This window comes from Plantactinospora siamensis (genome assembly GCF_042434095.1).
Classification (GTDB): domain Bacteria; phylum Actinomycetota; class Actinomycetes; order Mycobacteriales; family Micromonosporaceae; genus KBS50.
The window spans coordinates 485,665-512,495 of sequence record NZ_JBHLUE010000016.1 but is presented as its reverse complement, the minus strand read 5'-3'; the positions used below and the strand labels follow the sequence as shown (position 1 = coordinate 512,495).

The following is a 26,831-nucleotide window of genomic DNA, read 5'->3' as shown; positions in this document are numbered from 1 at the left end:
GGATCGCGCTGACCTGATGACGGTGCGGAACCAGCCTTGGACCCACCCGTGGCGAACCTGTCAACCAGCTGAAAATCTCGCCCGGAGTGCCCAATTATCACCCGATTGGATCCGCCATCGACGGGGTGGACCGGGCGACGGCCGGGCGGTCGGCGCCTCAGCGGACCGCGGCGGTGACCGTCAGGGTTCCGGTGACCGCGTCAAGGGTGGCCGGGGTGCCGACCGGCACCGTGAGCTGACCCACGCCGTGCCCGATGGGCAGCCCGGCCAGCACCGGGACGCCGAGATCGCCGAGCCGCTCGGCCAGCACGTCCACCGCGGTGACCGGCCAGTCGTCCGCGCACCTGGTGAACTGCCCGACCGCCACCCCGGCGACGCCGTCCAGCGCGCCGGCCCGGCGCAGGTGGGTGAGCATCCGGTCGATCTTGTACGGCGGCTCCTCCACCTCCTCGATCAGCAGGATCGCGCCGGTCAGGTCGGGCATGTCCGGGGTGCCGAGCGATGCGGTGATCAGGCAGAGGTTCCCGCCCAGCAGCGGGCCGGTGGCCACGCCGGGCACCACCAGCCGGGCCGTCTCCTCGACCGCCGATCGGACGATCGACACCGGCTCGCCACTGGTCAGCGCGGCGTGCAGCGACTCCGCCGACGCCAGCGGGGTGCGCTCGTCCAGCCAGGCCGCGCCCGGACCGTGTACGGAGGCGAGCCGGGCGCCGCGCCAGAGCGCGAACTGCAGGGCCGTGATGTCCGAAAACCCGGCCACCACCTTCGGGTCCCGGCGCACGGCCGCCATGTCGATCGCGTCGACCACTCGCTGGGCGCCGTAGCCGCCCCGGGTGCACAGCACCCCGCGGATGTCGGGATCGGCGAACGCGGCGTTCAGGTCGGCGGCCCGCAGGTCGTCGGTGCCGGCCAGGAAGCCGTGCCGGGCGTACGCGTTGGGCGCCACCACCGGCCGCAGGCCCCAACCGGTGATCAGCTCGATGCCCCGGGCCACCCGCTCGGGGCGGGTCGGGCCGGACGGGGACACCAGCATCACCGCGTCACCGGGACGCAGTCTGGGCGGGCGGATCGCGGCATCGTCGGACACGATCACCGAGCCTATCGGCGACCGGTCCGCCGCCGGGCCGCAGATCCCCCGGCGACCGGCCCGGTCCGGCCGCGGCCCGACCGGCGTCCCGGTCGGTGAAGGCTGCCGACCCGGTCGGCCGCGAGTCGGCGGGCCGGTCGGTGGTGGGCCGCCACGGGCCAACGGGCCCCTGCCGACCCTCGACGTGTCCGGGTGGTGCCCGATCCCACCCGGACCGCCGGGGTCGGCCGGCCCGGGCGAGCGGCTAGCCTCGACGTCGTGGCGACGGCACTGGTGATCGAGAACGACCCGAGCGACGGCCCGGGCCGGCTGGGGGACTGGCTGACCGAGGGCGGCCTCGAGCTGGCTGTGCTGCGGCCGTACGCGGGTGACAGCCTCCCCGACGACCTGGCCGGGTACGCGGCGCTCGTGGTGCTCGGCGGCGAGCAGCAGGCGTACCCGCGGGCCGACGGCTCGCCGGGGGCGCCCTGGTTCCCGGCCCTGGAGGGGCTGCTGCGCAAGGCCGTCCGGCACCGCCTGCCGACCCTGGCGGTCTGCCTGGGCGCGCAGCTGCTGGCCACGGCGCATGCCGGTCAGGTCGAGCGGGCCGCGGAGCCGGAGGCCGGGCCGGGCATCGTGGGCAAGCGGGACGCCGCCGATCGGGATCCGCTGTTCCGCTGGGTCCCGCTGATGCCCGACGTGCTGCACTGGCACGTCGACGAGATCACCGAGCTGCCGCACGGCGCGACCCTGCTGGCGGCCTCGACGCGCTGCGCCCACCAGGCGTTCCGGCTGGGCGACCGGGCCTGGGGGCTGCAGTTCCACCTCGAGTGCGACGCGGAGACGGTGCGGGACTGGGCCACCGGTTCCGAGCTGCTGGCCGAGCTGGGCTTCGAACCCGACCTGGTGGTGGCGGCGGCCACCCGGCTGCTGCCCGACGTCGAGGAGGCCTGGCAGCCGTTCGCCATCCGGTTCGCGGCGCTGGCCCGCGGCGAGCTCGCCGAGGCGGAACCCCGCCGCGACCTGCCCCTGCTGGGCCACTGAGCGGGCGCGCCGTGGTGGAGCGCAACGCGGACGGGCGCACCGGGAGCCGGCGTGGCGAGGGGCCGGAATGAGCAGGCCGGCCGGCGTCCGGGGGCGGCTGGCCCGGTACGGCTTCGGCCGCACGTCGGGGGAGCCCGCCGAGCGGGTCGCCGAGCTGCTCGGACCGGGCGGCCTGCGGCTGTGGGACCCGGAGACCCAGGAGCCGGTGGACGAGTCGGCCGGCGCCCTGCTCGGCGCGCTGTCCCAGGCCGCCGACCCGGACCTGGCGGTCCGGCAGCTGCACCGGATCGTCGAGGCGGCGGGCCGGGCGCCGGCCGCCGTACCGCTGCTGGACGCGCTGGGCGCGGACCCCGGCCTGCGCCGGCGGCTGGTGGCGGTGCTGGGCGCCTCCACGGCGCTCGGCGACCATCTGGTGGCGCATCCCGAGCAGCACACCGTGCTGGCCACGGTGGACGGCGTGGCGCCGGCCGTGGCCGGCGAGCTCGGGGAGCTGCCGTCGGGCGTCCCGGCCGTGGCGGGGCTGCGCCTGGCATACCGCCGGGCCCTGCTGCGGATCGCGGCGGCCGACCTCACCGGCGGCGCGTCGCTGGAGCAGACCATGGCCGCGCTGTCCGGCCTGGCCGACGCCACCCTGGCCGCGGCGTACGACCTGGCCGTGGCCGAGCTGCCGGACGGTACGCCGGCGCCCCGGCTCGCGGTGGTGGCCATGGGCAAGTGCGGCGGCGACGAGCTGAACTACGTCTCCGACGTCGACGTGATCTTCGTGGCCGGGTCGGACGACGACCTCGCCGCGGCCACCACCGTGGCGACCCGGCTCATCCACGTCTGCGGCCTGGTGGCCTGGCCGGTCGACGCGGCGCTGCGGCCGGAGGGCAGCCGCGGCCCGCTGGTCCGCACCCTGGCCAGCCACCTGGCCTACTACCGCCGGTGGGCCCGGACCTGGGAGTTCCAGGCGCTGCTCAAGGCCCGGCCGGCGGCCGGGGACCGGGCCCTGGGCGCCGAATGGATCGAGCAGCTGGCGCCGCTGGTCTGGCACGCGGCCGAGCGGCCGGAGGCGGTCGAGGACGTGCGCTCGATGCGCCGGCGGATCATCGACAACATCCCGCCCGGCGAGCTGGAACGCGAGATCAAGCGCGGCCCGGGCGGCCTGCGGGACATCGAGTTCGCCGTCCAACTGCTGCAGCTGGTGCACGGCCGGGTCGACGAGGCGCTGCGGGTGCCCGGCACCATCCCGGCGCTGCGGGCGCTGGTGGCCGGCGGGTACGTGGGCCGGGCCGACGGGGAGGCGCTGCTGCGGGGCTACCGGTTCCTGCGCGGCGTCGAGCACCGGCTCCAGCTGCAGAGCCTGCGGCGGACGCACACCGTGCCGAGCGACCGGCCGGCGTTGCGCTGGCTCGCGCACGCGCTCGGCTACGCGACCACGCCCGCGCGGGACGCCTTGGCTGCCTTCCGGGCCGACTGGGTGGCGCACGCCGCCGAGGTACGCCGGCTGCACGCCAAGCTGCTCTACCGGCCGCTGCTCGAATCGGTGGCCCGGGTGCCGGCCGAGGAGCTGCGGCTCACCCCGGAGGCCGCGCGCCGCCGGCTGGAGGTGCTCGGCTTCGCCGATCCGGCCGGGGCGCTGCGGCACATCGAGGCGCTAACCGGGGGTGTGAGCCGGACCGCGGCGATCCAGCGGACGCTGCTGCCGGTGCTGCTGCAGGAGTTCGCCGACGCCCCGGAGCCGGACCGCGGCCTGCTCACCTACCGGCAGGTGTCCGACAAGCTCGGCAGCACCCCGTGGTACCTGCGGGTGCTCCGGGACGAGGGCCCGGTGGCCCGGCGGCTGGCCCGTACCCTCGCGCTGTCCCGGTATGCGGCCGACCTGCTGGGCCGGGAACCGGAGGCGTTGCGGCTGCTCACCACCGACGCCGAGCTGGTGCCCCGGGCCACCGCGGCGCTGTGCGCCGGCTTCGCCGCGGCGGCCGACCGGCACCTCGGCGCCGGACCCACGGCCGGCGCCGGGTCGGCGGGCGGCGCCGGGTCGGCGGGTGGCGTCGGGTCCGTGGGCGGCGCCGGGTCCGGGGGCGGCGCCGGGTCCGGGGGTCGGCCGGCGGCCGACGAGGCCGCGGCGGTGCAGGCCATCCGGGCCGTACGCGCGCTGCGCCGCCGCGAGCTGCTCCGGCTGGCCTGCGCGGACGTGCTGCACCGGGCCGGCACGTTGGCCCCGGCCGAGCCGCTGGACGTGACGGCCGTCGGAGCGGCGCTCTCCGACGTGGCGGACGCGACGCTGGCCGCCGCCTTGCGGGTGGCCCGGGCGACCCGGCCGGCGCCGCCGGGACTGCGCTTCGCGATCATCGGGATGGGCCGGCTGGGCGGCCGGGAGCTGAACTACCTGTCCGACGCCGACGTGCTGTTCGTCTACGATCCGCCGGCCGGAATGGCGGAGGACGCGGCCAGCGCCGCGGCGCTGGCCATCGCCGAGCAGCTGCGCCGGCTGCTCGGCGTGCCGGCGCCGGACCCGCCGCTGCTGGTGGACGCCGACCTGCGGCCGGAGGGCCGGCAGGGGCCGCTGGTGCGCAGCCTCGCCGCGTACGCCTCGTACTACGCCCGCTGGTCGAAGGTCTGGGAGGCGCAGGCGCTGCTGCGGGCCCGCTACGTCTGCGGCGACGCCGACCTGGCCGAGGAGTTCCTCGCGGTGGCCGACCGGACCCGCTACCCGGCGGACGGGCTGAGCCGGGAGCAGATCGTCGAGATCCGCCGGATCAAGGCCCGGGTGGAGACCGAGCGGCTGCCCCGGGGCGCCGACCCGGCCACCAACACCAAGCTGGGCCGGGGCGGCCTGGCCGACGTCGAGTGGGCGGTGCAGCTGCTCCAGCTCCGGCACGCCGGCGCGCGGCCGGAGCTGCGCGGCACGCGTACCCTCGACGCCCTCGCGGCGGCCCGGCACGCCGGCCTGGTGCCGGCGGACGACGCCGACGCCATGGCCGCGGGCTGGGCCCACGCGGCGCGGGTCCGCAACGCGCTCATGCTGGTCCGCGGCCGGGCCGGTGACCAGCTGCCCCGGCACGGCACGCAGCTGGCCGGCGTGGTGCAGCTGCTCGGCGCCGAGGACCCGGGCGAGTTCCTCGACCACTACCTGCGGACGGCCCGGCGTTCCCGGGCGGCCATGGAACGCGTGCTCGAGGCCTGAGCACGCCGGGGGATCCGTCGCTCGGCTCAGGCGTCCCGGTCCGGCCGGTACACCAGCGAAGCGAGACCGTCGCCGACGGCGCGGCTGTCGACGAGCCGCATCGGCTTCATGGCGCTGACGGCGCCGAAGAGCCGCTCGCCCGCGCCCACCACGAACGGGAACGTCATCAGCCGCAGCTCGTCGACGAGGTCATGCTCCAGCAGGGTGCGCACCAGCCGTCCGCTGCCGTACACGATGACGTCCCCGGGCACGTCGGCCCGCAGCTCGGCGACCCCCCTGACCACATCGCCCCGCAGCGCGGTGGAGTTCCGCCATCCCGCGGCGTCGAGGGCGGTGGATGAGACGACGTGCTTCGGCAGCTCTCGCAGCCGCTCCGCCCACTCGTCGCCGCGGGACACCCAGCCGCGCTCGACGAACCACGCATGGGTGCGCCGCCCCATCAACAGGGCCCGGGCTCCGAGCGCCTCCTCGATCCCGACCTTGGCCCACGCGGTGCGGTCCCGATCGGCGGTACGGGCGAACCAGCCGCCGTGCCCGGAACCGTCCGCACCGGCCGAAACCTCGATCACCCCGTCGATCGTGATGTTCTCGCTGATGATGATCCTGCCCATGGCTTTCCTCCCGCGTCCGGTGTTGGGTCGACACCGATGTGGACGCCGCGTGGTCGGGAAAGGAGGCGCGGCCCACCGCCCCGTTCGGCGCGGCGCCGGCGTCCGTACCAGAGTGGAGGCGCGACAGGAGTGCGGGAGGGGTGCCGAGGATGGAGCCGGGGACCGAGCTGATCGACCGGGCACGGCACGGGGACGGCGAGGCGTTCCGGGCGCTCACCGAGCCGCATCGCCGCGAGCTGTTCGTGCACTGCTACCGGATGCTCGGATCCGTTCAGGACGCCGAGGACGCGCTCCAGGACAGCTTGCTGGCCGCGTGGCGGGGGCTGGCCGGGTTCGAGGGCCGAGCATCGCTCCGTACGTGGCTCTATCGGATCGCCACCAACAGGTGCCTCAGCATGCTCCGCTCCGCCAGCCGACGCCCGGCGAAGGAGTGGGACATCCCGGGGATCGAACCGCCCGAGCCGACCGGGCTCGGCGAATGCGCCTGGCTGGAGCCCTGTCCCGACCACCTGCTGGAAGGGGCGTTGGCGGCGCCGCTCGGCCCGGAGGCGCGTTACGAGCAGGCCGAAGCCATCTCGCTGGCCTTCGTGACCGCGCTCCAGGCGCTTCCTCCCCGGCAGATCGCCGTCCTCATCCTGCGCGACGTTCTCGGATTCCACGCGGACGAGACCGCCACCATGCTGGGCAGCACCGTCGACTCGGTCAAGAGCGCCCTCAAGCGGGCCCGGGCCGCCCTGGAGCGGCGACGGCTGACGGCCGTCGACCATGACCCGCCGCCCACCGCCGGGACGGCCGCCGAGGACGCCATCGTGTCGAGGTTCGTGCGCGCCTACGGGTCGGCCGACGTCCACGCGCTGGTCGCCCTGCTGACCGACGACGTCTTCATGTCCATGCCGCCGCTGCCGCTCGAATACCGGGGCCGGCCCGCGGTGGCGAGGTTCTGCGCCCGGATGTTCGGTGCGGGCCGGCGGTTCGACCTCGTGCCGACCCGGGCCAACGGGCAACCCGCGTTCGGCGCCTACCTGTGCGCGGGGACCGGCATCCGGCACGGGACGGGACTGTTCGTCCTCACCCTCGCCGGCGACCGGATCTGCGCCATGATCCGCTTCGAGAACGGGGTGTTCCCGAGCTTCGGGCTGCCGCGGTCGCTCCCGCCGGCGGCTGGATAGACCGCGTCCCGATCAGCATCGCCGGTGCGGCGGTTCGCCAGAGCCCGGCGGGGGTCGACCGGGTGTGAGGCGAAGATCTCGCTGACCGAGTCGGCGGTGGTGGCACGGCGGATCCAGTTCTCGAGCTGGTCGGCGTCGGCGCACGCGGTGGCTCTGTGGGGCGCACCACAGTGGAGGAGCGCGTGACACCGAGAAGGGGAAACCCCCGGCAGGGCCGGGGGTTTCCACGATGATCGGTCGTACGGCTGCGCTCAGACGTTGTAGTACATCTCGAACTCGTGCGGGGTGGGACGCAGCCGGACCGGGTCGACCTCGTTGGTCCGCTTCCAGTCCACCCAGGTCGAGATCAGGTCCGGGGTGAAGACCCCGCCGTCCAGCAGGTAGTCGTGGTCGGCCTCGAGGGCGGTCAGCACCTCCGACAGCGACCCCGGCACCTGCTTGACCGAGCCCCACTCCTCCGGCGGCAGGTCGTACAGGTCCTTGTCGATCGGCTCCGGCGGCTCGATCTTGCTGCGGATGCCGTCCAGGCCGGCCATCAGCATGGCCGAGAAGGCCAGGTAGACGTTGGCCGACGGGTCGGGCACCCGGAACTCGACCCGCTTGGCCTTCGCGTTGCCACCGGTGACCGGGATGCGGGTGCAGGCCGAGCGGTTGCGCTGCGAGTAGACCAGGTTGACCGGCGCCTCGAAGCCCGGCACCAGCCGGCGGTACGAGTTGACCGTCGGGTTGGTGAAGGCCAGCAGCGACGGCGCGTGGTGCAGCAGGCCGCCGATGTACCAGCGGGCGGTGTCGGACAGCCCGGCGTAGCCGGTCTCGTCGTAGAACAGCGGTTCGCCGCCCAGCCACAGGCTCTGGTGGGTGTGCATGCCGGAGCCGTTGTCGCCGAACAGCGGCTTGGGCATGAAGGTGGCGGTCTTGCCGGCGGCCCAGGCCTCGTTCTTGACCAGATATTTGAAGAGCTGCAGCTGGTCGCCGGCGTGCAGCAGGGTGGAGAACCGGTAGTTGATCTCCGCCTGGCCGGCGGTGCCCACCTCGTGGTGCGAGCGTTCGACAGTGAACCCGACGTCTACCATCCGGCGCACGATCCGGTCCCGCAGGTCGGCGTAGTGGTCCACCGGCGGCACCGGGAAGTAGCCGCCCTTGTACGCGGTCTTGTAGCCGCGGTTGCCGCCGTCCTCCTCCCGGCCGGTGTTCCAGGCGCCCTCGATCGAGTCGATGTAGTAGTACGCCTGGTGCGCCGAGGTCTCGTGCCGGATCGAGTCGAAGATGTAGAACTCCGCCTCCGGCCCGAAGTAGGCGGTGTCGGCGATCCCGCTGGCGGCCAGGTAGGCCTCCGCCTTCTTCGCCACGTTCCGCGGGTCCCGGCTGTACGCCTCCCGGGTGAACGGGTCGTGGATGAAGAAGTTCAGCGCCACCGTCTTCTGCGCCCGGAAGGGGTCGACGAACGCGCTGGCCACGTCCGGGAGCAGCAGCATGTCCGACTCGTGGATCGCCTGGAACCCGCGGATCGAGGACCCGTCGAAGGCCAGACCGTCATCGAACACGCTCTCGTCGAAGCTCTCGACGGGCAGGTTGAAGTGCTGCATCACCCCGGGCAGGTCGCAGAACCGCACGTCGACGAACTTCACGTCCTCGTTCTTCAGGTACCGCAGCAGTTCCTCGGGATTGGCAAACACACGATCCTCCTGGCGCTTCCACATGGCGTTCCGGCGTCGCTGGCGACGCTATGGCCGGGCGGTTGCCCGGGAGTGTCGCGGGTGTTTCTGCCGTGTTACGGCCCCGATCGACGATACTCCGGGCCGGCGATTAGGAGGCCGTTGCGGAGCTATGCGCGGTTTGCTCCGGTAACGCCCGCCGGCCCGCCGGCCCGCCGGCCCGTCGGCGACCGGCGGTCGCCCGTCGGTCGTACCCGACTACCCTGGCATGCCGTGACCAGACAGGACGACGGGGAGCCGAGCGCCGGCGCGGCCGGGTCCGCCCGCGGCGGGACCGGACCGGCCGCAGCCGGGACGACGGGCGCCACCGGCGGCGGGATCGAGCCGGCCAGCCTGGGCCGGCGGTTCGGAGCGCTGCTCATCGACTGGGTGCTCTGCCTGCTGATCGGCGGGCTCATCGCCGATCCCGTCCGCGCCGGCTGGCCGCCGGTGCTGGTCCTGATCATCGAGTACGGCTTCTTCATCGGCCTGTTCGCGCAGACGCCGGGCATGTTCCTCACCCGGATCAGGTGCGTCGACCACAGCCACGGCGGCCGGATCGGGATCCCCCGGGCGTTGCTGCGGGGACTGCTGCTCGCCCTGCTCGTACCGGCGCTCATCATGGACGACCAGCGGCGCGGCTGGCACGACCGGCTGGCCGGCTCGATCATGATCCCGGCCTGATCGCCCCGCCCGACTCCGGCGGCCCGAGCCGCCTCACCACCGGCGGCCCAGCCGCCTCACCGCCGGCGGACCGAGCCGCCTGACCGCCGGCGAGCCGCCGGGGGCGGTCCGCACGCAGGATCTGGAAAGTCGCGATTGCCGTGCAGGTAGGGCTGGGCCAGCATGGCAGCGTGACCGAGTATCGAGCGGCCTTCGACGCCGACGTGACGTTCCGGAACGGCGGCGGCCTGCGGGCCCACGACTTCCGGCTGGACCTCCCGGCGGCGGAGGTCTCGGAGGACCAGATCGCCGTCCTGTTCATCAACCTGCTCAGATTGGTGCTGGTCGACCGGGTCCAGCTGAGCAACATCCGGGTGTTCGCCGAGCCGCACCGCACGACCCCGGCCCCGCCCGCCGACCCCGCCCCGCCCGCCGACCCGGCCGCCGGATCGGATCCGCGCGGCGGATCGGACCGGGCCGGCGACACGGGCCGGGCCGGCCGGCTGGTGGAGCTCAACCACGAGATCGTGGCCGGCATGACCACCTATCCCGGCCTGCCCGGCCCCGAGATCACCCCGCACCTGAGCCGGGCCGAGTCCCGGCGGCGCTACGCCTCGGAGGTGGAGTTCACCATCGACCGGATCAGCATGGTCGGCAACACCGGCACGTACCTGGACAGCCCGTACCATCGGCACGCCGGCGGCGCGGACCTGGCGGACCTGACGCTGGCCGCCGTGGCGGACCTGCCGGCCGTCGTGCTGCGGCTGGCCGGCGGCACGCGGCGGGACATTGACCCGCCGGCGCTGGCCGGGTACGACGTGGCCGGTTGCGCGGTGCTGCTGCACACCGGCTGGGACCGGCACTGGGGCACGGACCGGTACGGCGAACCGGCGCCCTACCTGACCGGGGCGGGCGCGCGGCACCTGGTCGAGCGGGGCGCTCGGCTGGTGGGCATCGACAGCGTCAACATCGACGACGTGGCCGACCCGCACCGCCCGGCGCACACGATCCTGCTCGGCGCGGACATCCCGGTCCTGGAACACCTCACCGGCCTGGCCGCGGTGCCGGTCACCGGCGCGCGCCTGCACGCCGCCCCGCCCCGGGTGCGCGGCTTCGGCACGTTCCCGGTCCGCGCGTACGCCGTGCTGCCCTGACCGGCGTCTCGGCGCCGGCCCGGCTTCGCGTACGGCCGAGCTCAGCGACCGCGCATCTGCCGGAACGCGCCCCGCGGCGGCCGCATGTTCTTCGGGATCGCGCCCTTGGGCATCTGCGGCCGGGCCGACAGGGCCTTGAGCCGGCGGTCGAGGGCGTTCACGTCCTTGCCGGACAGGGTGCCGGGCAGCCGCATGAGGGTGGTGCGCAGCTTGCGGATTGGCAGCTGGTCCTCGCCGGAGCCGACGAAGTAGTCGTACAGCGGGGCGGTGCCGATCACCTTCGACAGCCGGCGCTTCTCCTGGCCCAGCAGCCCGCGCACCCGCTGCGGGCTGCCCTCGGCCAGCAGGATCACGCCGGGCTTGCCGATGACCAGATGGACCATGTCCATCTGGGTGGTGGCGCTGATCGCCGGGGTGACCCGCCAGTCGCCCCGCATGCTCTCGATGATCTGCGCGGCCGCGCCCGGCTGCCCCTCGGCCGCGTTCATCATCGCCTTGTTGGACCGCAGGTTGAGCACGATGAGGACCGCGAGCAGCGTGAGCAGGACGCCCACCGGCGCCCAGATCCAGCCCCAGACCAGGCCGATGACCACGGTGAGGGCGAGCGGGATGAGGGCCGCCACGACGACCAGGGGGACGAACCACCTGTCCTGTTTGGCGGTGAACGAGAACACCATCCCGATCTGCTTCAGCCGCTGGCCGAACGAGACCTTCTCCTGGGGGTTTGCTGCCATGGCAGGGAGTCTAGTGGCCCGCGCGCACGGCGCGGATCCGCGCCCGGCCGCGGGCCGGCGGAGTAAGTACCTTAGGCCGGTTCCGGGGGCGCCGGGGGGCCGGGTAAGGAGGGGCGGGCCGCCGAGATGAGGCGCGCTACCCATGTGGCCGGGGGGCCTGCGCGAGCAGAGTCAACGTCGTCAGCGAGGAACGACGAACTCAGGAGCACATCATGATCGGCTTGTCGCACGAGGAAATCATGCTCGAGATGTACCGCGACCGGTCCCAGGAGATGCGCCGGCACGCCGCCGAGGTGCGGCTCGCGCATTCCGCCGCCCGGACCCGGCACGGTACGGGGCGGTCCTGGCTGCGCCGGCGCTCGAGCGCCGGGCCGGCCGAATGACCGCGGGCGTCGCCGGCGGCCACGCGGCCGCCGGCGACGTCGGCATCCGTCCCGTCGCCGCCGGCGGTCCGGCCGCCGGCGTCGCCGCGGGCCCGGCACGGGGCGGGCCCGCAGCTGCGACGTCCGGCCGGGACGGGCCCGCGGGTGGTACGTCCGGGCGGGACGGGCCCGCGGGTGGGACGTCCGGGCGGGACGGGTCTGGCCGGGAGGCCGGGCGGGTGCCCGCGACCGCCGGGTCCCGGCCCTGGTCGCGCCCGGGGACGGGCGGCCCGTCGGACCGGCGTGGCATCCTCGATGCCGTGACGACGCGGGTAAGCAGCCGGACCTTCGTGGGCCGGGACGCGGATCTGGACGCGCTGCGGGCGGCGCAGCGGCGCACCCGCGCGGGCGTGCCCGGGGCGGTGATGGTCGGCGGCGAGGCCGGGGTGGGCAAGAGCCGGCTGGTCGACGAGTTCACCCGGGTCGCCGGCGAGGACGGCGCCCAGGTCTTCATCGGGCGCTGTCTCGAGCTGGGCGAGGAGGGCCTGCCGTTCGCCCCGTTCGCGGCGGTGTTGCGCGAGGTGGTGCGCCGGTACGGCCCCGATATCCTGGACGGCCGGGAGGCCGAGTTCGGCCGGTTGCTGCCCGAGCTGCTCCGGGGCACGGCCGCCGGCGCGCCGGCCGGGTCGGAGGTGTCGCCCGCCCACCGGGGCTACCTGTTCGAGGCGGTGGCCGAGCTGTTCGCCGGGCTCGCCGAGGATCGCCCGCTGGTCCTGGTGATCGAGGACCTGCACTGGGCGGACCGCTCCACCCGGGACCTGATCGGGTTCCTGGTTCGGGCCGGGCGGCCCGGACCGGCCATGCTGATCTGCACGTACCGCACGGACGAGCTGCACCGCGGGCATCCGCTGCGGCCGTTCCTGGCCGAGCTGGACCGGGTGCGCGGGGTGGAGCGCCGGGAGCTCGGCCGGCTCGACCGCGACGGCACCGCCGGCATCCTCACCGACCTGCTCGGCGCCGAGCCGCCGGGCCCGGCCGTGGACGCCGTGCACGAGCGCGCCCAGGGCAACCCGTTCTTCATCGAGGAGTTGACCGCGGCCGGCGACGCGGCCGGCTGCGCCACCCTGCCGGAGAGCCTGCGGGACCTGCTGCTGGCCCGGGTCGAGCGGCTGCCGGAGCCGGCGCAGCGGGTGCTCCGGGTCGCGGCCGCCGGCGGCAGCCGGCTGAGCCACGACCTGCTCGCCGCGGTGGCCGGCCTGCCGGACGGCGAGCTGGAGGAGGCGCTGCGGCCCGCGGTGGCCGCGCAGCTCGTGGTGGCCGATCCCGACGGCGGCTATGAGTTCCGGCACGCGCTGGTCCGGGAGGCCGTGCACGACGAGCTGCTGCCCGGTGAGCACGCCCGGCTGCACGCCCGGTACGCGGCCGCCATCGAGTCCGATCCGCAGCTGGTGACGGCCGGCCGCGCGGCCACCGAGGTGGCGCACCACTGGCACGCCGCGCACGACCACCCGCGGGCGCTGGTCACCAGCCTGGTCGCCGCCAAGGACGCGCGGGCCCGCTATGCGTACGCCGAGCAGAGCGGGCTGCTCGAACGCGTGCTCCGGCTCTGGGAACAGGTGCCCGACGCGGCCGCGCGGACCGGGATGGATCACCTGGCGCTGCTGGAGGAGACCCTGGCGGCCACCTCGGCGGCCGGTGACTACGTCCGGGCGCTGACGCTGAGCCGCGCGGCCCTGGCCGAGGTGGACCCGGCGGTGGAGCCGGTCCGGGCGGCCCGCCTGTTCAGCCGGCGCGGTCGGCTGATCGAGGTGCTCGGCAAGGGCGTCGGCGTCGAGGAACTGCGCGAGGCGTACCGGCTGGTGTCGACCGCTTCGGGGCCGCACGATACCCGCCGGGTCCGGCTGCTGGCCGAGGTCGGGGGATACCTGTCGCACAACGACCCCGACGAGGGGGACCGGATCGTCACCGAGGCCATGGCCGCGGCCGAGGCGCTGGGCGACCCGGCCGCGCTGACGGTCGCGTACCTGGCGATGGGTCGGCTGCGCCGCCCCGGCGTCGACACCGGGGCGCGGCTGGCGGCGCTCCGCCGGGCCGCGGAGCTGGCCAGGACCGCTGACGACCCGCGGGGGCTGGTGAACGCGCTGGTGAACATCTCGGATGCGCTGTTCGAGCAGAGCGGATACGCGGAGTCGGTGCGGGTGACCGTCGAGGGGACCGCCGTGGCGCGCCGGTACGGGATCAGCCGGTCGACCGGCGCCTTTCTGTCCAGCAACCGGGCCGAGGCGCTGCTGGCCCTCGGCGAGTGGGACGAGGCCGACCTGGCCTGCGCGGAGGCCGCCCGGCTCGACCCGATCGGCACCCTCGGCCTGCACTGGTTGGAACTGCGCGCGCGGCTGCGGCTGGCGCGCGGCGAGGACGGGGCCGCCGAGCTGGTCCGGCGGGCGCTCGCCTTCCTGGCCCGGCCACACCTGCACCCGCAGCAGCGGCTGCCGCTGCACGAGCTGCGGATGGAGGCCGCGCTGACCGCCGGCGAGGGGCCGGCCGCGATCGAGGCCGCCCGGACGGCGCTCGCCGACCCGGCCGTGGCGGGGCATCCCCGGTACGGCTGGCCGGTGCTCGCCGCGGTGGCCACGGTGGCCCGGGCCACGGACGAGCCCGGGCTGGCCGAGGCGGCCGGCCGGATCGGCGCCGCGGTGCCCGCCGACTTCCCGGCCCAGCAGGCGTACGCCGCCCAGCTGGCCGCGGCGCTGGCCGAGCCCGACGTCGCCGCCGAGCGGTGGCGGGCGGCGGTGGTGGCCTGGCGGGGGGACGGGCAGCCCTACCCGCTGGCCCGCGCGCTGATCTGGCAGGCCGAGGCGGCCGCCGCCGCGGGCGACCGGCGGACCGTCGCGGCCGCGCTGGCCGAGGCCACCGAGATCACCGCGCGGCTGGGCACGAGGCCGCTCGGCGAGCGGATCGGCACGCTGGCCCGGCGGATGGGCCTGCGGCCCGCGGCCCCGGCCGTCGGGACCGGCGCGGACCCGCTCACCGCCCGGGAGCGGGAGGTGCTGCGGCTGGTGGCCGAGGGCCTGAGCAACAGCCAGATCGCCCGGCAGCTGTTCATCTCGCCGAAGACCGCCAGCGTGCACGTGTCCCGGATCATCGCGAAGCTGGACGTGGCCAACCGGGTCGAGGCGGCCGCCGTGGCGCACCGGCTGGGCCTGCTCGGCGTACCGGCCGAGGGTTGAGCCTGGGCGGACCCGGCGGGTCGGCCCGGGGCTGAGCCTGGGCGGACCCGGCGGGTCAGCCGGCGGTTACGGCGGCGCGGGCGTCGATGGCCTGCCGGTAGAGCCGGCCGGCACGGTACGACGAGCGCACCAGCGGCCCGCTCATCACGCCCGCGAAGCCGATCTCCTCGGCCTCGGCGCTCAGCTCGACGAACTCCTCCGGCTTGACCCACCGCTCCACCGGGTGGTGCCGGGGGGTCGGGCGCAGGTATTGCGTGATGGTGATCAGCTCGCAGCCGGCGTCGTGCAGGTCGCGCAGCGCCTGGGAGATCTCGGCCCGCTCCTCGCCCATGCCCAGGATCAGGTTGGACTTGGTGACCAGGCCGGCGGCCCGGGCCTGCCGGATGACGTCCAGCGACCGCTCGTAGCGGAACGCCGGCCTGATCCGCTTGAAGATCCGCGGCACCGTCTCGACGTTGTGCGCGAGCACCTCGGGGCGCGCGCCGAACACCTCGGCCAGCTGCTCGGGCACCGCGTTGAAGTCCGGGATCAGCAGCTCGACGCCGCAGCCCGCCTGGAGCGCGTGGATCTGCCGGACGGTCTCGGCGTACAGCCAGGCGCCGCCGTCGGGGAGGTCGTCCCGGGCCACGCCGGTGACGGTGGCGTACCGCAGGCCCATGGTGGCCACCGACTCGGCCACCCGGCGCGGCTCGTCGGCGTCGAACTCGGCCGGCTTGCCGGTGTCGATCTGGCAGAAGTCGCAGCGGCGGGTGCACTGGTCACCGCCGATGAGGAAGGTGGCCTCCCGGTCCTCCCAACACTCGTAGATGTTGGGGCAGCCGGCCTCCTGGCAGACCGTGTGCAGGCCCTCGCGGGCCACGAGGCCGCGCAGGTGGCTGTATTCGGGGCCCATCTTGGCCCGGACCTTGATCCACGGCGGCTTGCGCTCGATCGGGGTCGCGGCGTTACGCGCCTCGATCCGCAGCATCCGGCGTCCTTCGGGAGCGATGGTCACAGGATCGAGACTACGCCGGGACGACCTGGGTATGCACCGTGGGCGATGGGGCTCACGTCCGGGAGATGCTGTGACACCCCTCACCGGCAACCGAAATTTCGCTGTCACAGCCGAAGCCGGCTCCGGTATGGTACGGCGCAACGGCGTCGACGGAGCCGAGTAGCGTCCCGATCCCGGAGTTGGAGAGAGCCACCGGTTGCTGGAAGGTGGTCTCCGGCCGGTCCGCGAAGACCCTCCCGAGCCGCGGGAAGAACGGTGTGAGCGCAAGGAAGGGCCCCTTCTTATCGCTTTTCGGATAGGAAGGGCCCCCGCTTAACACCCAGTAGAGCCCGCCGGCTGGCCCACGTCACGGGCGACGAACGAGGCCGCCGGCCGCGCCGACCCCGACCTGGGCCGGGCGGCTCGGCGGCGAAGGTGTGGTGGCACCGCGAGGTTCCCGCTCGCCCACGCCTCCCTGGGATCGCGTTGCGCAGTCCACGAGGAGGTAACCGCCATGCAACGCATCCTCTCCACCCAGCTGCCGGAGCACGTCGGCGCGATCGTCCGGGTCGCCGGCTGGATCCACCGCCGCCGGCTGCTCAAGTCGGTGGCCTTCCTGATCCTGCGGGACGCCGCCGGCACCACCCAGGTGGTGGTCACCGAGCCGGCGGCCAGGGCCGCCCTCGAGGGCCTGCCCGAGGAGACCGTCGTCGAGATCACCGGCACGGTGGTCGCGAACCCCGCCGCCCCCGCCGGGGTCGAGCTGACCGACCCGCGGGTACGTCCGCTCGGCGACCCCGCCGTACCGTCGCCGTTCGACCTGTTCCGGCCGGAGCTCGCGGCCACCCTGCCGACCCAGCTCGACCACGCCCCGGTGGCGCTGCGGCACCCGCGCCGGTCGGCCGCGCTGCGCATCTCGGCGGCCGCCACGGCCGGCTTTCGGACGACGCTGGACCGGGCCCGCTTCACCGAGATCCACACCCCGAAGGTGGTCGGCTCGGCCACCGAGTCCGGATCGAACGTCTTCACCCTGGACTGGTTCGGCCGACCCGCGTACCTGGCCCAGTCGCCGCAGCTCTACAAGCAGCTCATGGTGGGGGTGTTCGAGCGGGTCTACGAGGTGGGGCCGGTGTTCCGGGCCGAGCCGCACGACACGGCCCGGCACCTGGCCCAGTACACCTCGCTGGACGCGGAGCTCGGTTTCGTGGCCGACCACCGGGACGTGATGGCCGTGCTCCGGGACACCCTCGCCGGGATGCTGGCCACCGTCGACGAGCGGGCCGGCGCGGCGTGCGCCACGCTCGGCGTCGAACCGCCGGCCGTGCCCGCCGAGATCCCGGCGGTGCACTTCACCGAGGCGCTGAAGATCGCCGGCGCCCCGGCCGACGAGCCCGACCTGGCGCCCGCACACGAGCGGGCGGTGGCGGAGTGGGCGCGCCGCGAGCACGGCTGCGACTTCGTCTTCGTCACCGGCTACCCGATGGCCAAGCGGCCGTTCTACACCCACCCGGACCCGGAGCGGCCCGCGTACTCGAACGGGTTCGACCTGCTGTTCCGCGGCGTGGAGCTGGTGACCGGTGGGCAGCGGTTGCACCAGCACGCCGACTACCTCGCGGCGCTCGCGGCCCGGGGCGAGCCGGTGCAGCCGTACGCCGGGTACCTGGCCGGGTTCGCGCACGGGTTGCCGCCGCACGGCGGCTTCGCGATCGGGCTGGAACGCTTCGTGGCCCGCCTGGTGGGCGCGGCGAACGTCCGCGAGGTGACCGCCTTCCCCCGCGACCTGCACCGCCTCACGCCCTGAGGTTGTAAGGAAGGGCCCCTTCTTATCGTTTTTCGTATAGGAAGGGGCCCTTCCTAACCTCCGGGCTGCGCGGACGCTGCCGGGCTGCGCGGACGCTGCCGGGCTGCGCGGACGCTGCCGGGCCGCGCCGATCGATGAGATGAAACGTATTGATCCGGCTGGGCGCTTTCTCGATGCGGGGGCTCGCGCCGGTTGTCCGGCGCCAGGTGGCTATCGGGGGATGCCATGGGTGAGGTGCGGGGGACGTCGGTCCCGTTCGGGCGAACGCCGTACGGAACGAACCGGCGACCGGACGACCGGCAGCCGACCGGGTGGGGCGGCCGCTCGCCGGACGACCGACCGCCCGGGGAGCCGGCCGGACCGGTCGGCGGGCCGCCCGGGGGCCCCGCCGGCGCGGGTGCCGCGTTCCGGGCGGCGCGCGACACCCCGAGCGGACTCCTGGGGGTGCCGCCGACGCGCTCGCCGTTGCCGTTGCTGAGCCAGCTCACCGGTTGGCGCCTCACCTGGCTCACCTGCTTCGACCCGGCGTCGCTGCTGCGGATGGCCGCGCTGACCGAGCCCTCCGTGGTGGTGGTCGACCTCGACCTGGTGGGCGGAGACGCCGGGCTGGCGGAGTTGACCGACGAACTGCGGGACGCGTGCGGTTGCCCGATCCTGCTGGTGGACGGGCTCGGCGGCGTGGCCGAGGCGCGGCCCGGGGGATCATTGGTCCACAACGGGCGGTCGGCGGCCGGTCCCGGTACGGACACCCGCTCACCCGCGGGCGCGGCGGTGGCCACCGGGCTGCCCGGCGAGCCCGACGGCGACCCCGGCTCGGCGCACGGTTCCGGTATGGGGGCCGACCTGGCGACGGGTTCCGGCCCCCGGAGCGGTTCCGGTATGGGGGCCGACCTGGCGACGGGTTCCGGCCCCCGGAGCGGTTCCGGTATGGGGGCCGACCCGGCGGCGGGCCCCGGCCCGGGTGCCGGTTCCAATCCGGAGGCCGACCTGCCGGACGGCTTGGCGGGCGGCCAGTCCGAGCTGCGCTGGCTCTCGCTCCGGCTGGACCGTCGCAACCGGTCGGCCTACCTCCAGGGCCGGTTGCTGCCGTTGAGCGACCTCCAGTTCCGGCTGTTGTGGACGCTCTGTCACGCCGGCGGCGAGGTCGTGCAGTTCGCCGACCTCTCCCGAGCGGTGTACGGCGACCAGGGCAGCGCCGACCGGGGCCGACTGCAGGCACACGTACGGCGGATCCGGCTGCTCGTGGAGTTCGATCCGCTCCGGCCGACGTTGCTGTTGACGGTCTGGGGACGCGGTTTCCGGATGGCGGCGCAGGAGCCGGCGGGTTCCGAATGGGCGACGCCCACCCGGGCTGAAGAGATCTTGTAGGGAATCTGTCGATGTTTCGGTGACAGTCGATCTCTTGTCGGTGCGACTCCCGGCATCAAGGGTGAGGACATCGAGATCTCTCAGTCCGTAGCCGGCGCGTGACCCCGCGTCGGCGCGCGGCCTATGGATGGAGCTGGTCCCATGACCCGTCGCGCTTGCGTCTCGCTACTCGGCGCTCTGTTGCTGTTACTCGGCTACGGCGTCGCCCTCCCGCGGGCCTATCTGCCCGCCGCCCACGCCGCGCTGGCCGGCGACGCGGTGACCCTGCCGGCCACCTTCCGCCTGGTCCACTCCACGGGCGCGGAGGTCACCTGGTCCCGGTACGCCGGGACCTCCACCTTCGACAGCTACCAGGTCCACCGGTCAGGTACCCCCGGATTCACCCCCTCAACCGCCACGCTGCTGACCACCATCCGGGACCGGGACGTCGTCTCCTGGCAGGACACCACGGCCGCGGCCGGCACGCAGTTCTACTACAAGGTCGTCTCCGCCGGTACGGCCTCGAACGAGGTGGCCGTGACCACGCCGCAGGACGGCCAGGGGCGGCTGACCCTGCAACCGGATCCGCAGCAGGGTCGGATGGCCCGGATCTACGCCAATCCCGTCGCGTCGAGCCCCTGCGAGGGTTACCAGAACGACGGCGCGGGCCAGACCAGCCGGCTCGGGGTGTCGGCGGACGGGGTCATCCGCCGGGTGCTGCTCCGGTTCGACCTCGGCGACCTGCCCAAGGGCGCCGCGATCTCGGCGGCGAGCATGACCACCACGTACGCGGCCACGGCGGCGGCCGCGCGGCCGATCGAGGTGCACCGGCTCACGGCGGACTGGGACGAGGGCACCGGCTCGTTCGACTGCAACAAGCCCGGCACGTCCTGGTTCGAGCGCCAGCGTGGCGTGCCCTGGCACACCAACGGCGGCGACTTCGACGGCACCGTGGACGCCGGCCTGCCGGCCAAGTCACGAGCCACGGCCGGGACCGACACGTACGACGTGAAGAACCTCGCGCAGAAGTGGGCCAACGGCACCCCGAACTTCGGCATGCTGCTGAAGCTCGACAGCGAGACGCCCGGCACCGGCGACGACTACTTCGACTACAACTCCGACGACGCGACCGACCCGAACCAGCGGCCCAAGCTGGTCGTGGACTTCGCCGACGGCAGCCGGGCGGGCGCGCCGCGCGTCTCGGTGACCTCGCCGGCGGCCGGGGACACCGTTCGCGGATCCGTACCGCTGTCGGCGTCCGCCGGGGACGACCGGATGGTCAAGCAGGTCGACTTCCTGGTCGACGGCACGCAGGTCGCCTCGGTCACCTCCGCACCCTGGACCGCCACCTGGGCCTCCGCCGGCACGGGCGCCAAGGTGATCACCGCCCGCGCCACCGACGACGTGGGCAACGTGACGGTGTCCTCCGGGGTCACGGTCACGGCCGACAACAGCAGCGCGCCGACCGTCTCGCTCACCGCGCCGACGGCCACCACGGTCACCGGCACGGTGAGCCTCGCGGCGACGGCCAGCACCGGCGCCGCGAAGGTCGTCTTCTACGCCGACGACGTGCCGATCGCCACGGACACCACGTCGCCGTACGCGGCGACCTGGAACACCTTGGACCTGCTGAACACCGCCTTCGACGGCACGCATGTGCTCTCGGCCCGGTCGTTCAGCGCCACCGGCCAGTCCTCCACGGTCGCCAGCCGGACGGTGACGGTGGCCAACACCACCGGCACCTCGCGGAAGGCCACCTTCGACCTGAACGCCTCGGGCGCCGCGGACGACGCCCTGGCCATCCCGCCGCAGGTGGGCGTCAACGAGTACGCCGCGACCGTGGACCCGACGACCGGCGGCGGAGGGAAGCTGAGCGACGCCCCCACCGACGGTACGGCCACCGCGCTGGCGTCGCCGCTGGGCCTCACGGACGCCAGCGGGGGCAGCGCCCGTCCACCGGGCGCGGTGTCGGCGTACGCCTTCCGGGTGGACGTCACCGTGACGAACGCCAGCACCCTGGCGTGGAAGGGCGGCGACCTGCGGCTCTGGTACCGCTGGTACACGAGCGACGGCGTGGTGCTGTTCGAGGGCCCGGGCTCGGACTACTTCCCGCAAACCGTGCAGCCCGGAGCGTCGAAGAAGATCCCCGTCACGGTCGAGCCTCCGCCGCGGCAGCCGGGCGTCGACATGTCCCAGATCCGGCTCCGGTTCGACGTCTACGACACGGGCTCGACCGCGACCAACAAGTGGTTCGGCGGCCAGGGCAACGCGCCGGTGGACAACCCGGTGATCACCAACAAGTACCTGGAGGGGTTGCTGGGGCTCGAGCGGTTCTGGCAGTACGACACGGCGTCCGTGGGCGCCGGCATGTCGAGCCTGGTGAACGTGGCCAACGGCAACCTGCTGCTGCGCTACTCGCCCATGTACAGCCCCGGCCGGGGTCTGTCCACCATGTTGGACCTCACCTACAACTCGCTCGAGGACCATTCCGAGTCGCCGGTGGGCAACAACTTCTCGCTGTCCATGTCCGGCCTCACCAGGTTCGGCAACGGGCTGGACATCCACCCGAACAACGCGGACACGCTGGGTGGCAAGGCCGACAAGTACGTGGTGTTCACCGACGGCGACGGCACCTCGCACAAGTTCACCGGCGGCGTGACCGGGGTGGACGGGATCACCCGGTTCACCGAGCCGGCGGGCGTGAACCTGTACCTGCGCTCCATCCCCGGCAACTCCGCCGACCGGCGCTGGGCGGTGACCCGGCCGGACCGGGTGACCTACTACTTCGACACCGACGGCTTCCCCACCGCGGTGGTGGACCGCAACTCCAACACCCTCACCTTCGTGCTGCAGACCACACCGGCCGGGGAGGATCCGGGCGGCCCGAAGAAGCGGATCACCTCCGTTCGGGACGCCGGCGGACGGTCGTTCACGATCAGCTACTACGCCAAGGCGGAGGTGAAGAAGGCGCGCGTCCGCGGAAAGATAAAGTCCATCGCCGACCATGACGGCTCGGTGCTGGCCTTCGAGTACTACGACGACGGCAACCTGCGCCGGCTGGTCCAGAAGGGCGGGTCCAGCCCGGACGGCTCGATCCTGCCCGACCGGATCCACGTCTTCACGTACATGGTCAACAACGGCACCGGGCCGGCCATCGCCAACGCCACGGACCGGGTTGACCCGGACCCGGCCACGAACAACCAGTCCACGCGGATCTACTCCGTGCGCGATCCCCGGTCCGTCAACCCGCCGGGCCCGGAGACCACGTTCGCCTACTACACCGCCACCGACCCCAACGGCTCGCTGCTGCGCTGGCGGATCAAGTCGCGCACGGAGCGGGACGGCCAGGTCACCTCGTACGGCTACGACCCGTACGGCCTGGTCACCACCGTCACCGCGCCGCTGAGCAGGGTCACCAGATACACCGTCGACAGCACCGGCAGGGTCGGCACGATCGTCAACCCGCTCAACCAGTCGACCAGCGTCTACTGGACGACCGACAACAAGGTCTCGCAGGTCACCGAGCCGAGCGGCGCGAAGAGCCTCTACGGCTACAACGCCAACGGCTACCCGACGTCGCAGACGAACGAGGCGACCGAGACGACCGCCCTGACCTACTACGACACGGGCGTCGACGCGTACGACACCGGCAAGCACCTGAGCGACCTGGCGACGGTGACCCGGCCGAAGGGCACCGCCACCACCACGACCGGCGACTACCAGTGGAGCTACACCTACGACAGCGCCGGCAACCCGGACACGGTGCAGGACCCGACCAACGCGGTCACCAACTACGACTACAACCTGGCCGGGTCGACCGATCCGGGAACGGTGGCGCGGATCTACGACGCGAACGGCAACGGGCCGACCACCTTCCCGACGTACGACCCGTCCGGGCAGCCGGCGAAGATCGTGGATCCGGTGGGTGACACCACCCAGTTCGGATACGACCTCGACGGCCGGGTCAAGTGGATCCAGGACCCGAACCATCTCAACGACTCCGGCACCGACGAGCGGTCGTACAAGACCTGGTTCGACTACGACCCGTTCGGTCGGCTCGCCCGGCAGTCCGCGCCCAAGTCCACCGCCACCGACCGCGGCAACGTGCTCTGGTCGAGCGCGGTGTACGACCTCAACGACAACGTCGTTCGCCAGGTGCAGCCGCACTATGCGAAGGCCACCGGCGACGACCCGAACGGGGCGCCGGTCGCCACGGCGACCTTCGACGCGATGGACCGGCCGCTGGTGGTCGCCAACCCGGACACCAGCGTCGACCCGAACGGCGAGCGCACCCGGTACAGCTACGACGCCGCCGGCCGGCTGCGCGAGCAGGAACAGCCCAAGGGTGTCCTCTCGGCGACGGCGGACGACTACTCGACCGTGTACACCTACGACGGCCTGGACCGGGTCCTCCGGCAGACCGAGTACGGCACCGACACCAGCGCCGGGCAGAGCCGGACCAGCCACCTCTGCTACGACGTCGCCGGCGACCTGCGCTCGGTGACCTCGCCGCGGGCCGGTCTCGCGTCCGTGACCTGCCCCGGCAACGGTCCGGCCACCGGCAGCTTCACCGCCACGTACACCTACGACGCGGCGCACCGGCAGCTGACCAGCACCGATCCGCTGGGACACAAGGACCAGCAGACCTATGACAAGAACGGCAACGTCGACACCAAGCGCCAGGACATCGACCCGGCCACCGGGCGGACGAGCCTGACGACCGTCACCTACGACCAGCGCGACCTGCCGATCAAGTCGGTGGAGCAGGTCGACGGCGCCGCGCGCAGCGCCACCACGGTGATCGAGTACGACAAGAACGGCAACCGGTCCAAACTGGTGTCGCCCCGGGGCTACGACACCCGGCCGAGCACCACGTACAGCAGCTCGGACTACTACGTCACCTTCCTGAGCTACGACGGCGCCAACCGGATGACCCGGCAGGAGATGCCGCACGACGCGCGCGACAACGCCGAGCGGCAGTACGTGCACCGCGCGTACGACCCGAACGGCAACCTGGCCTGGACCTCGCTGCCGGTGACCACCGCCACGGCCAGCGGCGTGGCCGACACCGCTCGGACCGTCAACACGTACTTCGACCCCGGCTGGATCCGGACCTCGGACGACCCCAGCAACCCCAAGGTCAGCTACGACTACCGGGCGGAGGGCTGGCAGCTCAGCCGGGTGCCGGACCAGAAGTCCGCGCCGGGCTCACCGGACAACACCCAGAAGATGGGCTGGGAATACTACGACGACGGGCAGGTCAAGGCCCGGACCGACGTGCAGGACCAGCGCAGCGAGTACGGCTACGACGCGAACAACAACCTGCTCACCGGCACGGTCCGGGGGACCAGCGAGAGCACCGAGACCGCGGTGGACCTGCGAACCACCTGGACCGGGTTCGACGAGCAGGCCAAGGTGAGCCACCGCAAGCAGGGCGTCACGCCGTGGACCTTCGCGGACTACCAGTACGACGCCAACGGAAACGTCACCCAGCGCCGGGAGAACGGCGAGGAGGACGACAACGGCAACCAGACGAAGGCGCCGCGCACCTACACGATGAGCTACGACGGCGCGGACTGGCTGACCGGCCAGCTCGACCTCGGCACCGACGGCGCGGCGACGTGCAAGAACGACGAGCGCATCGTCAACACGTTCTGGGCGTCCGGCTGGGAGAAGCAGCGGGACATCTACCGGGCGGGCAGCGGATGCAGCACCGACCCGACCACCTGGGCGAAGAAGCAGACCACCAACTGGACCCAGTTCGACAACGGCAGCCTGCGCACGTTGACCACGAAGAACGGCGGCGGAACGGTCACCGAGTCGCACGACGTGGGCTACGTGGACAACGGGATCTACCAGAACGGCAACAAGGCCACCGACAGGTACGTGCTGACCCGGGCCGACGGCAACACCGGGGCCACCACGTGCCTGGCCGCGAACCCGTGCGACGCGAAGTACAGCTACGACGCCCGGGACAAGCTGATCAGCCACCAGCTGCGGGCCGGGCGCACCGACACGTACACGCTCGACGAGTCGGACAAGCTGCTCGGCGACAACACCATCCGGGCCGGTAACGTCACCACCGAGGTCAAGAACGGCGCAACGACCACCAAAAAGTACACCGCCGACCAGCTCAGCGAGGTCAGCACCGGCGGTGCGACCGGAAAGTTCTGGTACGACGACTTCGGCAACACCGACTGCCTGACGCTGGCCGCGGGCAGCCAGGCCGACTGCTCGCCGTCGGACGGCGCGGGCCCGTCGGCGAATCTCATCTCCGACTACGGCTACGACTACCTGCAGCGGCTGGCGAAGGTGAGCCAGTATTCGGCCGGCGCCAGGACGGACAACACCACGTACACCACCGACGCGCTGGACCGCACCAGCCAGGAGAAGGAGGACCACACCGGCTCGGGCAACGACCGCAGCACCACCTTCACGTACCAGGGCCTGACCAACCAGACGACCGAGGAGAAGCAGACCGGCGGGGACAACCCGCGTACCCGGACCTTCTCGTACGACTCCTACGGTCACCGGTTGACGATGACCGACACCGCCACCGGCAGCACGGCGGAGCCGGACAAGTACACCTTCGGCCGGGACGCGCACGCCTCGGTCTCGCAGCTGATCGACGACTCAGGAAAGGTCAAGGCCTCCTACGGCTACGACGCGTACGGCGGCACGGACGCGCCGTCGACCGACCCGCAGGCGCTGACCACCGGTGACACCAACAACCTGGCGCCGGTCAACCCGTACCGGTACAGCAACCGCCGGATGGACTCCGGCACGGTCAGCAGCGGCAGCACGCCGAGCCCGGTGCCGAACGGCTCCGGCGGATACGACATGGGGGCCCGGCGGTACGGGCCGGACACCGCGCGGTTCCTCCAGCAGGACAAGTTCTACGGCGCGGTGGCCAACCTCGGCCTGGCGCTCGACCCGCTGACCCAGAACCGGTACGCCCTCGCCGGCGGCAACCCGGTCAGCTACATGGAGATGGACGGGCACCTGGCGATCCTCGACGCCATCGGGGATGCCATCAAGCAAACCGCCGACAAGATCTCCGACTCCATCAAGGACACCGCGGACAAGGCCGGTGACGCCCTCAAGAGCGCCTCCGACCAGGCCAGCAAGTCCACCCGGGAGTGGCTCAACAGCGATGTCGGGAAGCAGGCGCAGAACGTCGCGAAGGAGGGACAGAAGGAGGTAGATGGCTTCTACGGCGCCGTGGAGAAGATCCAGAACCTGAACAGCGTGGCCGGGAGCTGGATGCGCAACAAGGATCTGCCGCGCAAGTTCCGGCAGGCCGGCAGCTGGTGGCTGAACCACGTCGCCAAGGACAAGGCGTTCCAGGGAGCCAAGAAATTCACCTCGTCCCCGGCCGGCAAGATCTTGAAGCGCGGTGCGGCCGCGGTCTCCTTCGGACTGGACGTCGTCGAGAACTACGCCCAGGGTGACAAGGCACTGCCCGCGGTGGGCAAGGCCGGGATCAAGACCGGCGGCGTCATCGTCGGGGCCAAGGCCGGCGCCCTGGCCGGCGGGGCGCTCGGATCGGTGATACCCGGCGTCGGCACCGCCGCCGGCGGAATCGTGGGCGGCTTCGTCGGCGGCATCCTTGGCGGCATGGCCGGTGACGAGATCGTCAAGCGGAACGAGGGCTCGATCGACAAGGGCCTAGGCACCGCCCAGGATTGGCTGGGCGACCATCTGGGCATTGGCTAAAGGTGGATCGGTCGCGCCTACCGGGCTGCACGGCCGGTAGGCGCGACCGGGCCACGAGGCACATCCCGGACGCGACCCGGACGTGCCGCCGAGACATC

The 26,831-nt window shown here is 73.2% G+C and carries 14 protein-coding genes and 2 pseudogenes; 11 read left to right on the top strand and 5 right to left on the bottom strand.

Features of this window, described 5'->3' with window-relative positions; genetic code table 11:
- Positions 1-157 precede the first annotated feature (157 nt).
- Entirely contained in the window at positions 158-1,033 is an 876-nt protein-coding gene (locus tag ACFFHU_RS19690; RefSeq protein WP_377341232.1) for a S66 peptidase family protein, read from the bottom strand.
- 312 nt (positions 1,034-1,345) lie between these two features.
- Here ACFFHU_RS19690 and ACFFHU_RS19685 point away from each other — a divergent pair, with 312 nt between their 5' ends.
- The 3 genes and pseudogenes from ACFFHU_RS19685 to ACFFHU_RS19675 form a co-directional block, all read left to right on the top strand.
- A complete protein-coding gene (locus ACFFHU_RS19685) occupies positions 1,346-2,110 on the top strand; it encodes a type 1 glutamine amidotransferase (protein ID WP_377340950.1) in 765 nt (254 codons plus the stop codon).
- A gap of 67 nt (positions 2,111-2,177) precedes the next feature.
- Positions 2,178-4,091 (top strand): annotated as a pseudogene (locus ACFFHU_RS19680) (bifunctional [glutamine synthetase] adenylyltransferase/[glutamine synthetase]-adenylyl-L-tyrosine phosphorylase); the annotation flags it as partial.
- A 126-nt stretch (positions 4,092-4,217) separates the two neighbouring features.
- Positions 4,218-5,282 (top strand): annotated as a pseudogene (locus ACFFHU_RS19675) ([protein-PII] uridylyltransferase family protein); the annotation flags it as partial.
- 26 nt (positions 5,283-5,308) lie between these two features.
- Here the strand turns inward: ACFFHU_RS19675 and ACFFHU_RS19670 are convergent.
- Positions 5,309-5,893, bottom strand: coding sequence for a dihydrofolate reductase family protein (locus ACFFHU_RS19670; protein WP_377340949.1), 585 nt, complete (start codon positions 5,891-5,893; stop codon positions 5,309-5,311).
- 149 nt (positions 5,894-6,042) lie between these two features.
- Here ACFFHU_RS19670 and ACFFHU_RS19665 point away from each other — a divergent pair, with 149 nt between their 5' ends.
- On the top strand, positions 6,043-7,062 hold the full coding sequence (locus ACFFHU_RS19665) for an RNA polymerase subunit sigma-70 (RefSeq protein WP_377340947.1): 1,020 nt from the start codon (positions 6,043-6,045) through the stop codon (positions 7,060-7,062).
- 251 nt (positions 7,063-7,313) lie between these two features.
- On the opposite strand, the gene glnA is transcribed toward ACFFHU_RS19665, so the two are convergent.
- Positions 7,314-8,738 carry a type I glutamate--ammonia ligase gene (gene glnA / locus ACFFHU_RS19660; RefSeq protein ID WP_377340945.1) on the bottom strand — a complete coding sequence of 475 codons (1,425 nt, stop codon included), beginning with the start codon at positions 8,736-8,738 and terminating at the stop codon, positions 7,314-7,316.
- 357 nt (positions 8,739-9,095) lie between these two features.
- Here glnA and ACFFHU_RS19655 point away from each other — a divergent pair, with 357 nt between their 5' ends.
- Together ACFFHU_RS19655 and ACFFHU_RS19650 are read left to right on the top strand one after the other, a co-directional pair.
- Positions 9,096-9,440 (top strand): RDD family protein, encoded by a 345-nt coding sequence (locus ACFFHU_RS19655; RefSeq protein WP_377341231.1) that lies wholly within the window; start codon positions 9,096-9,098, stop codon positions 9,438-9,440.
- Between the two features lie 170 nt (positions 9,441-9,610).
- Positions 9,611-10,573, top strand: a complete 963-nt coding sequence (locus ACFFHU_RS19650) for a cyclase family protein (RefSeq protein WP_377340943.1) — start codon at positions 9,611-9,613, stop codon at positions 10,571-10,573.
- Positions 10,574-10,614: 41 nt separating this feature from the next.
- Here the strand turns inward: ACFFHU_RS19650 and ACFFHU_RS19645 are convergent, their stop codons facing one another.
- Complete coding sequence (locus tag ACFFHU_RS19645) at positions 10,615-11,307, bottom strand: DUF4191 domain-containing protein (RefSeq protein WP_377340941.1); 693 nt, start codon at positions 11,305-11,307, stop codon at positions 10,615-10,617.
- Positions 11,308-11,519: 212 nt separating this feature from the next.
- Between ACFFHU_RS19645 and ACFFHU_RS19640 the strand changes: the two genes are divergently transcribed.
- Together ACFFHU_RS19640 and ACFFHU_RS19635 are read left to right on the top strand one after the other, a co-directional pair.
- Positions 11,520-11,690, top strand: a complete 171-nt coding sequence (locus ACFFHU_RS19640) for a hypothetical protein (RefSeq protein ID WP_377340940.1) — start codon at positions 11,520-11,522, stop codon at positions 11,688-11,690.
- A gap of 299 nt (positions 11,691-11,989) precedes the next feature.
- Positions 11,990-14,896 carry a helix-turn-helix transcriptional regulator gene (locus ACFFHU_RS19635; protein WP_377340938.1) on the top strand — a complete coding sequence of 969 codons (2,907 nt, stop codon included), beginning with the start codon at positions 11,990-11,992 and terminating at the stop codon, positions 14,894-14,896.
- A 55-nt stretch (positions 14,897-14,951) separates the two neighbouring features.
- Here ACFFHU_RS19635 and lipA read toward each other — a convergent pair whose 3' ends face one another.
- A complete protein-coding gene (gene lipA, locus ACFFHU_RS19630) occupies positions 14,952-15,863 on the bottom strand; it encodes a lipoyl synthase (RefSeq protein WP_377341230.1) in 912 nt (303 codons plus the stop codon).
- A gap of 520 nt (positions 15,864-16,383) precedes the next feature.
- Between lipA and aspS the strand changes: the two genes are divergently transcribed.
- From aspS to ACFFHU_RS19615, 3 genes are all read left to right on the top strand, one after another.
- A complete protein-coding gene (aspS, locus tag ACFFHU_RS19625) occupies positions 16,384-17,670 on the top strand; it encodes an aspartate--tRNA(Asn) ligase (RefSeq protein WP_377340936.1) in 1,287 nt (428 codons plus the stop codon).
- Positions 17,671-17,895: 225 nt separating this feature from the next.
- Positions 17,896-19,038 carry a winged helix-turn-helix domain-containing protein gene (locus ACFFHU_RS19620; RefSeq protein WP_377340935.1) on the top strand — a complete coding sequence of 381 codons (1,143 nt, stop codon included), beginning with the start codon at positions 17,896-17,898 and terminating at the stop codon, positions 19,036-19,038.
- A gap of 141 nt (positions 19,039-19,179) precedes the next feature.
- Complete coding sequence (locus ACFFHU_RS19615; RefSeq protein WP_377340933.1) at positions 19,180-26,733, top strand: Ig-like domain-containing protein; 7,554 nt, start codon at positions 19,180-19,182, stop codon at positions 26,731-26,733.
- Positions 26,734-26,831 lie beyond the last annotated feature (98 nt).

Bases quoted from the DNA above. Each gene is read 5' to 3' on its own strand.
- aspS (WP_377340936.1), top strand. From the start codon at position 16,384: ATGCAACGCATCCTCTCCACCCAGCTGCCGGAGCACGTCGGCGCGATC.
- lipA (WP_377341230.1), bottom strand. From the start codon at position 15,863: ATGCTGCGGATCGAGGCGCGTAACGCCGCGACCCCGATCGAGCGCAAG.
- ACFFHU_RS19670 (WP_377340949.1), bottom strand. From the start codon at position 5,893: ATGGGCAGGATCATCATCAGCGAGAACATCACGATCGACGGGGTGATC.
- ACFFHU_RS19615 (WP_377340933.1), top strand. From the start codon at position 19,180: ATGACCCGTCGCGCTTGCGTCTCGCTACTCGGCGCTCTGTTGCTGTTA.
- ACFFHU_RS19665 (WP_377340947.1), top strand. From the start codon at position 6,043: ATGGAGCCGGGGACCGAGCTGATCGACCGGGCACGGCACGGGGACGGC.
- ACFFHU_RS19640 (WP_377340940.1), top strand. From the start codon at position 11,520: ATGATCGGCTTGTCGCACGAGGAAATCATGCTCGAGATGTACCGCGAC.
- ACFFHU_RS19645 (WP_377340941.1), bottom strand. From the start codon at position 11,307: ATGGCAGCAAACCCCCAGGAGAAGGTCTCGTTCGGCCAGCGGCTGAAG.
- ACFFHU_RS19620 (WP_377340935.1), top strand. From the start codon at position 17,896: ATGGGTGAGGTGCGGGGGACGTCGGTCCCGTTCGGGCGAACGCCGTAC.
- ACFFHU_RS19690 (WP_377341232.1), bottom strand. From the start codon at position 1,033: ATGCTGGTGTCCCCGTCCGGCCCGACCCGCCCCGAGCGGGTGGCCCGG.